This is a genomic window from Chondromyces crocatus (genome assembly GCF_001189295.1).
GTDB classification, from domain to species: Bacteria; Myxococcota_A; Polyangia; order Polyangiales; family Polyangiaceae; genus Chondromyces; species Chondromyces crocatus.
This window is the reverse complement of sequence record NZ_CP012159.1, coordinates 6,579,909-6,594,291: the sequence shown is the minus strand read 5'-3', so window position 1 is coordinate 6,594,291 and position 14,383 is coordinate 6,579,909. Positions and strand designations below refer to the sequence as shown.

Sequence of the window (14,383 nt, the reverse complement as noted above, 5' to 3'; positions counted from 1 at the left end):
TCTGCAGAAGATTGCTCGTCGGCGTGGACTGAGAGGCCCATGAAGCTACGACCGTCCGAGGTTTCGTCACTGGTCGACCTGCTCCGGTGGAGAGCCGAGCATCAACCCTCGACGAGGGCCTTCACCCTCCTCCAGGAAGACGGAGAGACGGAGGACGGGCACCTCACCTACGCAGAGATCGATGCGGCGGCCCGGTCCATCGCGGCACAGCTTCAGTCGCTCGGGTTCGAAGGGAAGCGGGTGGTCCTGCTCTTCCCGGCGAGCCTCGGCTTCGTCACGGCCTTCTTCGGCTGCCTGTACGCTGGCGCCATCGCCATTCCGGCGCCTCCACCGAGCCCGTCCCGGATCGCCAGGACCTTGCCCCGCCTCACGGGCATCGTCGAGGACGCGCGTCCCGTCGCGGTCCTGACCGACCGGGCGGGGCTCGCGCTCTCTCCCTCGCTGATCGAGGCGTCTCCCGCGCTGGGCGAGCTTCGTTGGCTGGCCGTCGAGGAGGCCTCGGCCCACGCCGACGGACGATGGCGGTGTCCCGAGCCCGGGCGAGGCTCAGTCGCCTACGTGCAGTACACCTCGGGGTCGACCACCGCCCCCAAGGGCACGCTGATCAGCCACGGGAACCTGCTCGCCATCTCCGAGGCCGTGCGCGAGGCGAAGTCCTACGACGAGGACAGCAGAGCCGTCATCTGGGTCCCCAACTACCACGACGATGGGCTGATTCACGGCATCCTTCAGCCGATCTACACGGGCTACCCGTGCGTGTTGATGCACCCGGGGACCCTGGTCGCACGGCCTGCTCAGTGGCTCATGGCCATCACCCGCTACCGCGCGACCCACGCCGGCGGGCCGAACTTCGCGTACGAGCTGTGCCTCCGCAAGGTGACCGACGCGCAGCGAGAGCGCCTCGATCTGAGCAGCTGGCGCATGGCCTACAACGCCGCCGAGCCGATCCGCATGGAGACGCTCCAGGGCTTCCACGAGCGCTTCGCGCCCTGTGGCTTTCGCTGGGAGACGCACGCTCCCTGCTACGGCCTCGCCGAGGCCAGCCTGACGGTCAGCGCGCCTCGAGGCCAGAAGGGGCCGCGCACCCTCTCGGTGGACGCGGCGGCGCTCGCGCAGCGGGGAGAAGTGGTCGAGGTCCCCTCCGAGCATCGCACCGGGCGCACCGTGGTGGGCTGCGGGCGGCCAGTGCTGGGAGCGCGGATTGCCATCGTCCAGCCCAGCACGGCGACCGAGTGTCCCCCGCGCACCGTGGGGGAGATCTGGCTCGCGAGCGACTGCGTGGCGCTGGGGTACCTGGACCGCCCCGAGGCGACGCAGGAGACGTTCCACGCCCACCTCGCCGACACGGGCGAGGGGCCCTTCCTCAGGACGGGTGATCTCGGCTTCCTCGCGGATGGCGAGCTGTTCATCACCGGCCGCGTCAAGGACCTGATCATCATCCGTGGTGAGAACCGGTACCCGCAGGACATCGAGTGGTCGGTGCAGCAGGCGCACGGCGCCGTCCGGCCTGGTGGCGTGGCCGCGTTCTCCATCGACGTGGGGGACGAGGAGCGGCTCGGCCTCGTCGTGGAGACCGCCCTCGCGCGCACGGGCAAGAACGGCGCGCCGGGCGCCACGCAGGAACAGCGCGACGAGGTCTTCGGCGCCATCCGCCAGGCGGTGGCCGAGCGTCACGACCTTCAGGTGCACGCGATCGCGCTGCTGCCTGCTGGCACCATCCCGAAGACGTCGAGCGGCAAGATCCAGCGACGCGCTTGCAAGGACGGCTTCACGGCGGGAGCACTCGACGAGGTCGCGCGCTGGACGAGCCCGATCCCGGCGACGACCCCCGCGCGCGCCCGTGACGGCGCCGGAGAGCGCCCGAGGTCGCCCGCGGCATCTGCCCTCTCGCCCACGACACCTGCCCTCTCGAAATCGTACGACGCGACCCGGGCCTGGCTCATCGACCACCTCGCGACCCGCCTCGGCGTGAGCCCGGCGAGCATCGACATCCGCGCCCCGTTCGCGCGCTTCGGTCTCGACTCGGCCGCTGGGGTGGCCATCGCGGCGGAGCTGGGCGACTGGCTCGGGCGCGCGCTCCCCCCCACCTCGGCCTGGGATCACCCGAGCATCCACGCGCTGAGCCTCCACCTCGCGGGGGACGACGCTCCCCCTCGCGCCGTGACGACCCCGCTCCACGAGCGCGCCGTGGACGAGCCCATCGCCGTCATCGGCATGGCGTGCCGGTTTCCGCGCGCCGCCGACCGCCCCGAGGCGTACTGGCAGCTCCTCCTGGACGGTGTGGACGCGGTCGGCGAGGTCCCGAAGAGCCGCTTCGACATCGACGCCTGCTTCGACCCGACGCCGGGCGTCCGAGGCAAGACCTACGCGCGGCAGGGCGCCTTCCTGGACGAGGTGGCCACCTTCGACGCCGGCTTCTTCGGCGTGTCCCCGCGCGAGGCGACCGACATGGACCCGCAGCAGCGCTTGCTGCTCGAGGTCTGCTGGGAGGCGCTGGAGCGCGCGGGGCAGGTCGTCGGTGGCGGGGACGGCGTCGAAGGGGCCGTGTTCGTCGGCGTATCCACGGACGATTACGCCGACGCCCACATGCGCTCGGGTGACCCGGCCAGGATCGGGCCGCACGCCTTCACCGGCGTCGCCACGAGCATCACCGCGGGCCGCCTCTCCTACGCGCTGGGACTCACCGGGCCGAGCGTCGCCATCGACACGGCGTGCTCCTCGTCTCTCGTCGCCGTCCACCTCGCGTGCCAGAGCTTGCAAGCCGGGGAGTGCAGGTTCGCTCTGGCCGCCGGCGTGAACCTCATCCTCTCGCCGCAGAACCTGATCGCGCTCTCGCAACTCCGCGCGCTCTCGCCCACGGGCCGCCTCCGCGCGTTCGACGCCGCGGCCGACGGGTACGTGCGTGGTGAAGGGTGCGGCGTCGTCGTGCTCAAGCGCCTCTCGCACGCACTCGCAGACGGTGACCCCATCCTCGCCGTCCTCCGCGGGACGGCCATCAACCAGGATGGCACCAGCAACGGCCTCACCGCGCCCAGCGCCGCCGCGCAGGAGGCCGTGATCCGGAAGGCCCTCGACCGCGCTGGCATCTCGCCGCGCGAGGTCACCTACGTCGAGGCGCACGGCACGGGGACGCCGCTCGGCGATCCGATCGAGATCACCGCACTCGGCGCGGTCTACGGTGAAGACCGACCCGCCGACGTTCCGCTGTGGGTGGGGACGGCGAAGACGAACATCGGCCACCTGGAGTCGGCCGCCGGCATCGCCGGTCTCATGAAGGTGGTCCTGTCGCTTCAACACGGCGAGATCCCGCCCAACCGACACTTCGACGTGCCGAGCCCCTTCATCCCCTGGGAGCGTGTCCCGGCGCGTGTCCCGACCCAGCGCATCCCCTGGGAGCGCGGGCAGGGCAGGCGCGTGGGCGCGGTGAGCTCGTTCGGGATGAGCGGCACGAACGCCCACGTGGTGCTGGAAGAAGCGCCCTTGCGGGAAGTGACCGCGTCGCGAGACGTGCGACTCCCGGCGCTGCTGCCGCTCTCCGCCCGGAGTGACGCGGCGCTGCTCGCCCTGGCGAAGCTTTACGAAGGCCAGCTCGATTCCCTGGGCGATGCGCCTGAAGCGCTGCAGGCGCTGGTCTCCACGGCGGCGCTTCGACGCGCGCACCACGATCACCGGATGGCCGTGGTGGGGCGTGACCCGAAGGAGCTGGCTGCGGCACTGGGCGCGTTCACCGATGGGCAAGCGCATGCCGGCCTCGTGTCGGCCCAGGTGGCGCCCAGAGGGCGTCCGCGGGTGGCGTTCGTGTTCCCGGGGTACGGTGGGCAGTGGGTGGGGATGGGGCGGCAGCTGCTTGCGGAGGAGCCGGTGTTCGCAGCGGCAATCGCGGCGTGCGAGGCCGCGCTGAGCGAGCACGTGGACTGGTCGCTGTCGGCAGTGCTGCGCGGGGACGCGGACACGCCGCCGCTGGAGCGAACGGACGTGGTGCAGCCGGTGCTGTTCGGCGTGGGGGTCTCGCTGGCGGCGCTGTGGGCCTCGTGGGGCGTGACGCCGGACGCGGTGGTGGGCCACAGCCTGGGCGAGATCGCGGCGGCGCATGTGGCCGGTGTGCTGAGCCTGCGGGATGCGGCGCAGGTGGTCTGTCACCGCAGCCGGCTGATGCACCGGATCAGCGGGCAGGGGACGATCGGGGTGGTGGAGCTGCCTCAGGAAGAGGTGGCGAAGCGGCTGCAAGGACGCGAGCACCTGCTGTCGGTGGCGGTGGTGAACAACCCGCAGACGACAGGAATCTCGGGCGACCCGGCGGCGCTGGACGCGCTGCTGTCGAGCCTGGAAGCGGAGGGCGTGTTCTGCCGCCGGGTGAAGATCGACGTGGCCTCGCACAGCCCGCAGGTGGAGCCGCTGCTGCCAGAGCTGCGCGAAGCGCTGAAGGAACTCTCGCCGCAGGCGGAGCAGTGCCCGATCTACTCGACGGTGATGGGCGGGGTGCAGGAAGGCGGCGCGTTCTCGGCCGGGTACTGGGCGAGAAACGTGCGAGAGCCGGTGCAGTTCGCGCGTGCGGTGCAGCAGCTCCTGGACGACGGGCACACGCTGTTCGTGGAGGTGGGACCGCACCCGGTGCTGCTCCCGGCGATGGAGCCGATGCTGCGGCAGGCGGGAGACGACGTCGCAGCGGGCGTGGCCAGCTTGCGGCGCGGCCAGGACGAGCGTGCGGCGTTGCTCCTGTCGCTCGGGCAGCTTCACGTGCGCGGCTACCCGGTCCGGTTCGAGGGGCTGTATCCCGAGGGCAGCCCGTGCGCCTCGCTGCCGACCTATCCCTTCCAGCGGGAGCGCTTCTGGCTGGACCGCGCGCCGCTCGTCCGCGCCAGCGCCGGATGGAGCCACGGCGAGAGCGACCACCCGCTCCTCGGGGACACGTTCCGCCCCTCCACGCAGCCCGGAATGCACTTCTGGCAGACCGAGCTGCGCCTTCCGGCGATCGCCTGGCTCGCCGACCACCGGATCCTGGACGCCATCGTGCTTCCGGCGTCCGCCTACGTGGACATGGCGCTGGCCGCGGTCGAGCGGGCCATCGGCCCAGGGGTCCACCCCCTCGACACCCTGACCTTCCATGAAGCGCTCACGCTCCACGAAGACCAGCCGCGCACCGTTCAGGTGGCGCTGGCCGAGGAAGGGCAGGGGACGCTCTCGCTGCGCATCTCGAGCCTCGCCCCGCAGGCCGTGGATCAGGCATGGACGCTGCACGTCTCGGCCACCGTGCAGCGTGCTGCCGGAGAGGCCGAGGCGACGCCCGCTCCCCTGTCGCTCGCGGCGTTGCAAGCGCAGTGTCCCGGCGCTCTGGAGGTCGCGCAGCACTACGAGGCGCTCCGTGAGCAAGGGCTCCAGTACGGCCCGACGTTCCAGCGCATCCAGCAGCTCTGGCAAGGGGACCGTGAGGCCCTCGCCCGCTTGCAGCCCGTGGAAGGAAACGAGCTCCACGCGGTGCACCCGGCGCTGCTCGATGCCGCGTTCCAGACGCTCAGTGCCGCGATGCCCGCTGCCCGCCACCGTGGCCCGGTGATGCCCGTCGGGCTGCAGCAGTTCCGCCTCTTCCAGCGACCGGGCGCCGAGGTCTGGTGCCATGTCCGCCTGCGTGACCTGCCCGCCGACGCGCGCGCGGTCGAGGGGGACGTGCTCCTGCTCGATGGCGATGGCCAGGTGATCGCCGAGGCCCTCGGCCTGCGCGTGCAGCTCCTGGAGGCTCCGCGGCGCGCCGAGGAGGACCTGTTCCTCTCCCTGCACTGGCAGCCTGCGCTCGCGCCCGTTCTCGCCGATCCGCCCTCACCAGGGCGCCTTCTGGTGCTCGCGGATCGGAGCGGCACGGCGCAGGCCCTGCTCGCAGCCCTCGCCGAGCATGGCATTCCTGCGCTCGCCGCTGTGCCCCACGGCGTGGAGTTCCCGACCGGTGTCGAGACCGTGGCGTTCGATCCGGAGCGCTCCGACGGCCTCGATGCCGTGCTCGAACGCGCCTTCGCGGAGGGCATCCCCTGCCGCGGCGTCGTCCACCTCCTCAGCCTCGACGCCACCCCGCCCGAGGCCACCACGGCGGCCTCCCTGGAGCGTGACGAGACCGTCCTCTGCGGCAGCGTGATCCACCTCGTGCAGGCCCTCGATCGCAGGACCTCGAGGAACCCGCCGCGTCTCTGGCTCGTCACCCGTGGCGTCCACCGCGTCGTCCCCTCGGACGAGCGCGTCGCGCCAGCCCAGGCGCCCCTCTGGGGCCTCGCGCGCACCCTCGCTTACGAGCACCCGGAGCTGGACTGCACCCGCATCGACCTCGGCGCGCAGCCTGCGCCCGACGAAGTTCACGCCCTCGTCCAGGAACTGTCCACGGCCACGCGGGACGAAGAAGAGATCGCCCTGCGCTCCGATGGCCGCTTCGCCGCGCGGCTCCTGCGGCGCGCCGAGACCCCGCGCGAGGTGCCCGCTTCGGCGCTGGCCTCGGCGGGAGACGCGGTGAACCCCGCCCTCCGCGCGGATGGTAGCTACCTCATCACCGGCGGCCTCGGCGGACTCGGCCTCTCGATCGCGCGCTGGATGGTCGACCAGGGAGCGCGTCACCTCGTCCTCCTCGGCAGGAGCGGCGCCACGACACCCGAGCAGCACGCGGCGCTCGCCGCGCTCGCCGAGGCCGGCGCGTCGGTCCGGGTCGCTCAGGCCGACGTCCAGGATGCGACGCAGCTCGGCCAGCTCCTGGACGATCTACGCGCCACACTCCCCCCCTTGCGCGGCATCGTCCACGCCGCCGGTGTCCTCGACGATGCCCTGCTCTTGCAGCAGGACGTCGCGAAGCTCCGCAAGGTCATGGCGCCGAAGGTCGCGGGCGCGTGGAACCTTCACGCCCTCACCCGCGAGACCGCGCTCGACTTCTTCGTCCTGTACTCCTCGGGGGCGGCGCTCCTCGGCTCTCCAGGCCAGGCCAACTACGCCGCGGCCAACGCCTTCCTCGATGCCCTCGCGCACCACCGCCGCGCCCTCGGCCTCCCCGCGATCAGCATCGGCTGGGGAAGCTTCTCGGAAGCCGGCATGGCGGCCGCCCAGGCCAGCCGTGGCACCCGCCTCGCCCAGCGCGGCCTGCGCAGCCTCACCCCTGCCGAAGGTGTCGCGATCCTCGGCCGCCTGCTCGGCGCGAGCGACGCCCAGCTCGGCGCCGTGCCCATCGACCTGCGCCAGTGGATCGAGTTCTACCCGCAGGCCGCCTCCTCGCCGCTTCTCTCCGAACTCGCGCGCGGTGTCACCCGGGGGCGTCGCGCGGCGACCCAGCGCGGCACCGCCCGGGAAGCCCTGCGCGCCGTCGCCCCAGCCGCCCGCCGCGCCGCCCTGGAGCGCTTCGTTCGTGACGAGGTCGCTCACGTTCTCCAGCTCGACCCTGCGCGCATCGCCTGGCGCGCCCCTTTCAAGAACCTCGGCGTCGACTCCCTGACCGGCCTCGAACTGCGCAACCGCCTCGAAGCGGGTCTCGGTCTGACCCTCTCGGCCACCCTGATCTGGACGTACGCCAGCGTCGCGGCGCTCGCCGAGCACCTCCTCGAACAGCTCCTCCCCACCCTGGAGGTCACCCCGCGCGTGGCGCCTTCCACGGTGGTGACCTCCGCCCGGGCCGCCCTGGCGGAGGCTCGTCCCGGGGCTCCCGCCCGCGTCTCGCTCCCCGGAGCGCCCGACGCGACCCGCGCTCCGGAGGGAACGCCCCACGACGCGCAGCTCCAGCAAGCGCTCGCCACCATCGACGCTCTCCAGGACGAGCTCGCGGCCCAGGAGAGCCTGGCGACGGAACCCATCGCCATCATCGGCATGAGCTGTCGTCTCCCGGGCGGCGGAACGGATCCGGAAGCCTTCTGGCAGGTTCTGGAGCGAGGCGTCGATGGGGTCCGCGAGATCCCCGTCGAGCGCTGGCCCGTCGGCGCACCCGACAAGGACCTGCCCGGCACGCGCTGGGGTGGGTTCCTCGACCAGGTCGATACCTTCGACGCAGCGTTCTTCGGCATCGCGCCCCGCGAGGCCCAGAGCCTCGACCCGCAGCAGCGGCTCCTCCTGGAAGTCGCCTGGGAGGCGCTGGAGCATGCCGGCCAGCCCGCCGACCGCCTCGTCGGCAGCCGCACCGGCGTGTTCATCGGCATGATGACGCTCGACTACCAGCGCCGCGTCACCGCCCGCGGCGTGAGCCACCTCGACGCCTACTCGGCCACCGGCACGGCCACGTGCTTCGCGCCAGGACGCCTCGCGTACGTCCTCGGCCTCGAAGGCCCCACGCTGGCGGTGGACACCGCGTGCTCCTCCTCGCTCGTCGCGGTGCACCTCGCCTGCCAGAGCTTGCGCAAGGGCGAGAGCCAGATGGCGCTCGCGGGGGGCGTCAACGTCATGCTCTCCCGCACCACGATGTACCTCGTGGCGAAGACGCAAGCCGTCTCCCCCGACGGCCGCTGCAAGGCCTTCGACGCCAGCGCCAACGGCTTCGTCCGCGGCGAGGGCTGCGGCGTCCTGGTGCTCAAGCGCCTCTCGGACGCGCAGCGCGACGGCGACCGGATCATCGCGCTGATCCGCGGCTCCGCGGTCAACCAGGATGGCCGCTCCACCGGCCTCACCACCCCCAACGTGCTCTCGCAGCAGGCCCTCCTGCGCCAGTCGCTCGCGGACGCGCGCGTCGAGCCCTCGGAGCTGGGGTACATCGAGGCACACGGGACGGGGACCTCCCTCGGCGATCCCATCGAAATGGAGGCCTTGAAGGCCGCGCTGGGCGCCCCGCGTGCGGACGGCTCCACGTGCCCCATCGGCTCGGTGAAGACGAACCTCGGCCACCTCGAAGCGGCCGCCGGGGTCGCCGGGATCCTCAAGGTCGTGCTCTCGCTCCAGCACGAGACCATCCCCCGCCACCTGCACTTCAAGGCGCTGAACCCGCGCATCTCGCTCGACGACACGCCCTTCTACATCCCGACCGAGCGCATCCCCTGGCGTCGTGGGGAGCGGCGGCGCGTGGCAGGCGTGAGCTCGTTCGGGATGAGCGGAACGAACGCCCACGTGGTGCTGGAGGAGGCGCCCGCCCAAGCGGTCGAAGCGGCTGCAACAGCCGTGCGCTTGCCGCTTCTGCTCCCGCTCTCCGCGCGCAGCCCGGAGGCCCTGACGGCTCTGGCTTCGCTCTACGCGGCGCACCTCGGCGCCCTGAAGGACGACGTCTCGGCCCTCCGCGACGTGGTCTACACGGCCGGTGTGCGCCGGGCTCACCACGATCACCGCGCCGTCGCCGTCGGCCGGGATCGCGCGGAGATCGCCGCGGCATTGATCGCCTTCACAGAGGGGCGTGCGCATCCTGGTCTCAGCGCGGGGCGTGTCGGTCCCGAGCTTCGTCCCCGGGTGGCGTTCGTGTTCCCGGGGTACGGTGGGCAGTGGGTGGGGATGGGGCGGCAGCTGCTTGCGGAGGAGCCGGTGTTCGCAGCGGCGATCGCGGCGTGCGAGGCCGCGCTGAGCGAGCACGTGGACTGGTCGCTGTCGGCAGTGCTGCGCGGGGACGCGGACACGCCGCCGCTGGAGCGAACGGACGTGGTGCAGCCGGTGCTGTTCGGCGTGGGGGTCTCGCTGGCGGCGCTGTGGGCCTCGTGGGGCGTGACGCCGGACGCAGTGGTGGGCCACAGCCTGGGCGAGATCGCGGCGGCGCATGTGGCCGGTGTGCTGAGCCTGCGGGACGCGGCGCAGGTGGTCTGTCACCGCAGCCGGCTGATGCACCGGATCAGCGGGCAGGGGACGATCGGGGTGGTGGAGCTGCCTCAGGAAGAGGTGGCGAAGCGGCTGCAAGGACGCGAGCACCTGCTGTCGGTGGCGGTGGTGAACAACCCGCAGACGACAGGGATCTCGGGGGACCCGGAGGCGCTGGACGCGCTGCTGTCGAGCCTGGAAGCGGAGGGCGTGTTCTGCCGTCGGGTGAAGATCGACGTGGCCTCGCACAGCCCGCAGGTGGAGCCGCTGCTGCCAGAGCTGCGCGAAGCGCTGAAGGGGCTCTCCCCGCAGGCGGAGCAGTGCCCGATCTACTCGACGGTGACGGGCGGGGTGCAGGAGGGCGGCGCGTTCACGGCCGGGTACTGGGCGAGGAACGTGCGTGAGCCGGTGCAGTTCGCGCGCGCGGTGCAGCAGCTGCTGGACGACGGTCACACGCTGTTCGTGGAGGTGGGCCCGCACCCGGTGCTGCTGCCGGCGATGGAGCCGATGCTGCGGCAGGCGGGGGAAGACGTTGCAGCCGGTGTCGCCAGCGTGCGACGCGGCCAGGACGAGCGCGGGTCGCTGCTCAGCGGGCTGGGAGGGCTGTACGCGCGCGGCTACCCGGTCCGGTTCGAGGGGCTGTACCCCGAGGGAGGCCAGTGCGCCTCCCTGCCGACCTATCCCTTCCAGCGGGAGCGCTTCTGGCTGGACGACGTGTCCGACCCGGAGGCCACGCGCGACGGGGCCCCCCGCGGAGGGGATCACCCGCTGCTGGGTGGCGCCTTCGCGTCATCGACGCAGCCTGGAACGCACTTCTGGCAAGCCGAGCTGCGAACGGATGCTCCCTCGTGGCTCGCCGATCACCGGATCCAGGAAGCCGCCGTGCTTCCCGGTGCGGCCTACGTGGAGATGGCCCTCGCGGCTGCCGAGCGTACCCTCGGCGCTGGCGTCCACGTCCTCGACACGCTGACCTTCCACGAGGCGCTGACACTGCACGAAGGGCAGCCCACCACGGTGCAGATCGCGCTGACCGAGGAAGGGGGAGGGGGCCTCTCGGTGCGCATCTCCAGCCTGAACCCGCAGGCGACGGCGCGGGACTGGACGCTCCACGCTTCGGTGCTGGTGCGCGCGGCGACCCCCACGGCCGAGGGCGCGGTCACCCCGCCACGGACGTCCCTCGAAGCCTTGCAGGGGCAGTGCGCGACCCCGGTGGAGGCGGCGCACCACTACGAGGCGCTCGGTGCGCAAGGGCTCCAGTACGGCCCGGCGTTCCAGCGCGTCCAGCAGCTCTGGCGAGGAGACCGCGAGGCCCTCGCCCGCTTGCAGCCGGCGGATCCCGGTGAGCCGTACGCGCTCCATCCCGCCCTGCTCGACGCCGCTTTCCAGACGCTCAGCGCGGCCGTGTCCGCGTCGGGCCCTGGCGGCCCGGCCGTGCCTGTCGCGCTGGAGCGCGTCCGCCTCTTCCAGCGCCCTGGCGCCGAGGTCTGGTGTCACGCGCGCTTGCGTGACCTGCCCGCCGACGCGCGCGCCGTCGAGGGCGACGTGCTCCTTCTGGATGGCAATGGCCAGGTGATCGCCGAGGCCCTCGGCCTGCGCGTGCAGTTCCTGGAGGCACCTCGGCGTACCGACGACGACCTCTACCTCTCGCTGCACTGGCAGCCGGCCCTCGCGCCCGTGCCTGCCGCGTCACCCACGGCGGGACGCTTTCTGGTGCTCGCGGACCGGAGCGGCACCGCGCAGGCGCTCCTCACGGCCCTCGTCGAGCAGGGCATCCCGGCCCTCGCCGTCGTCCCTCGTGGCGTGGCGCCTCCGGCCGGTGTCGAGGCCGTCGAGAGCGACCTCTCCACCCCCGCCGAGGTCGACGCGCTGCTGGAGCGCGCCTCGGCCGACGGCGTCCCTTGCCGCGGCATCGTCCACTTGCTCGGCCTCGACGCCACCTCGCCCGCGGCCACCACCCTGGCCTCGCTGGAGCACGACCAGGCTGCCCTCTGCGGCAGCGTCTTGCAGATCCTGCAAGCCCACGCCCGCAGGGTGACGAGGAACCCGCCGCGCCTCTGGCTCGTCACGCGCGGTGTCCATCGCGTCGGCGCCTCGGACCGCGACGTCTCCATCGCCCAGGCGCCCCTCTGGGGCCTCGCCCGCACCATCGCCTACGAGCACCCGGAGCTGGACTGCACCCGCATCGATCTCGCGGCGCAGCCCACCCCAGGAGAAGCCGACGCGCTCCTCCAGGAGCTGCTCGCCAGCACGCGGGACGAAGAGGAGATCGCCCTGCGCCTCGATGGCCGCTTCGCTGCGCGGCTCCAGCGACGCGCCCCCGAGGCGTCCGCGACCGTCGACACGCCCACCCTCGTGCCGGCGGCGGACCTCGCGTTCCGCCTGGAGAGCGACCAGCCTGGCGTCCTCGATCGCCTCGCCCTCCGCACCACCGAGCGCCGCCCCCCGGGGCCCGGCGAGGTGGAGATCCGGATCCAGGCCGCGGGCATGAACTTCCGCGACGTGCTTCTCGCGCTCGGCGCGCTTCCGAACGCCAACCCCGACGAGCCCCTCCCGTTCGGGGGCGAGTGCGCGGGCGTCGTCGTCGCCGTTGGCGAGGGCGTCACCCACCTCCAGCCAGGCCAGGAGGTCGTTGCCGTCGCCCGCGGCACCATGGGCTCCTTCGTCACCACCCCGGCCACCCTGGTGCTGCCGAAACCCGCACGCCTCACGCCCGAGGAAGCGGCGACCCTCCCCATCGCGCACCTCTCCGCGTACTACGCCCTCGCGCACGTCGCGCGGCTCGCTCCGGGGGAGCGCATCCTCATCCACGCGGCCACGGGGGGCGTCGGCCTCGCTGCCGTCCAGTGGGCACGCCACGTCGGCGCCGAGATCTTCGCGACCGCCAGCAGTCCGGAGAAGCACGCGCACCTGCGCGCCCTCGGCGTTCAGCACATCTCCGACTCCCGCTCCCTGCGCTTCGTGCAAGACATCCAGGCCTGGACCCAGGGCGAGGGGGTCGACGTGGTCCTGAACTCCCTCTCGGGCGACTTCATCCCCAAGAGCCTGGAGCTGCTCCGCGACCATGGCCGCTTCATCGAGCTCGGCATGCGCGACTACGTCGCCAACGCGCAGCTCGGTCTGCGGCCCTTCCTGCGCAACCTCTCCTTCGCGCTGGTCGACCTCATGGACATGAGCCGCAAGCGCCCCGAGCGCGTGCGCGCGCTGTTCGAGGAGATGCTCGCGCTCGTCGAGCAGGGCGCGCTCCAGCCGCTCCCGCACACCGCGTTCCCCATCGCGGCCCACGGCGACGCCTTCCAGCACATGGTGAACGCGCGCCACATCGGCAAGATCGTCGTCACCCTCGACTCCCCGACCGTCCCCGTCCGGCCTGCGGCGCACCCCGCGTTCGCGGTCCGAGCCGACGCCACGTACCTCATCACCGGAGGCCTCGGCGGGCTCGGGCTCTCCCTCGCGCGCTGGCTCGTCACCTCGGGCGCACGCCACCTCGCCCTCCTCGGCCGCAGTGCCCCCACCACCACCGCGCAGCACGACGCCCTCGCCGAGCTTCGAGCGCTGGGCGCCACCGTGCTCACGGAGGCCGTCGACGTCGCCGATCGCGGCGCGCTGGCCGCCACCTTCGCGCGCATCGCCGAGCGCATGCCAGCGCTTCGCGGCGTGATCCACGCCGCCGGCGTGCTCGACGACCGCCTCCTCACCGCACAGGACCTGGAGAGCTTCCGCAAGGTCATGGCCCCGAAGATCGCGGGCGCCTGGAACCTTCACGAGCTGACGAAGGCGCTGCCCCTCGACGCCTTCGTCCTCTACTCGTCCGCCGCCTCCCTCCTCGGCTCACCCGGGCAGGGCAACTACGCCGCGGCCAACGCCTTCCTCGACGCCCTCGCGCACCACCGGCGTGCCCTCGGTCTCCCTGCCCTCAGCGTCAACTGGGGCGCCTTCTCGGAGGTCGGGCTCGCGGCCTCGCAGGACAACCGCGGCTCCCGCCTCGCGCAGCGTGGCATGCGCGGCCTCTCCCCCGCGGAAGGCAACGACGCCCTCGGCCACCTCCTCGCGGTCGGCGGCGACCAGCTCGGCGTCCTCGCGCTCGACGTGCGCCAGTGGATCGAGTTCTACCCGCAGGCCGCCTCCTCGCCGCTCCTCTCGGACCTCGCCCGCGACGCCACCCGGGGCAAGCCGCGCGGCGGTGGCCGCTCTGCCGTGCTCGACGCCCTGCACGCCGCGCCCTCCGAGGCGCGCCCTGGGCTGCTCGAACAGTTCCTCCGCGATCAGGTGGGCCAGGTGCTCCAGCTCGAACCCGCGCGCATCGAGCGCCATGCGCCCTTCAAGGGCCTCGGGATCGACTCGCTCACCGGCCTGGAACTGCGCAACCGGATCGAGGCCGGCCTCCGCCTCACGCTGTCGGCGACGCTGGTCTGGACGTACCCCACCATCGCCACCCTGACCGAGCACCTCGGCAGCAAGATCGGTCACGGAGCAGGGACCGCTGGTGCGCCGGGTGCAGGCGCCGACGCGGCGGGGCGGCCCGACGTGGCGATCGAGGTGGCCGCGGATGCGGAAGGCGCAGCCGACGACGACCTGATGGAGCAGAACCTGGCCGGCATGTCCGACGAGGACTTCGCCGCCCTGGTCCAAGGCGAGCTGGATGGTCAAGGCGAGGAGCTTTGAG

At 72.6% G+C, this 14,383-nt stretch carries 1 protein-coding gene; it reads left to right on the top strand.

Going from position 1 to position 14,383, the window contains the following annotated elements; genetic code table 11:
• The first annotated feature begins 39 nt into the window (after window positions 1-39).
• Window positions 40-14,382: a type I polyketide synthase gene (locus CMC5_RS44890; RefSeq protein ID WP_050432598.1), complete on the top strand. Its 14,343-nt coding sequence runs from the start codon at window positions 40-42 to the stop codon at window positions 14,380-14,382.
• The last annotated feature ends 1 nt before the right edge of the window (window position 14,383 follow it).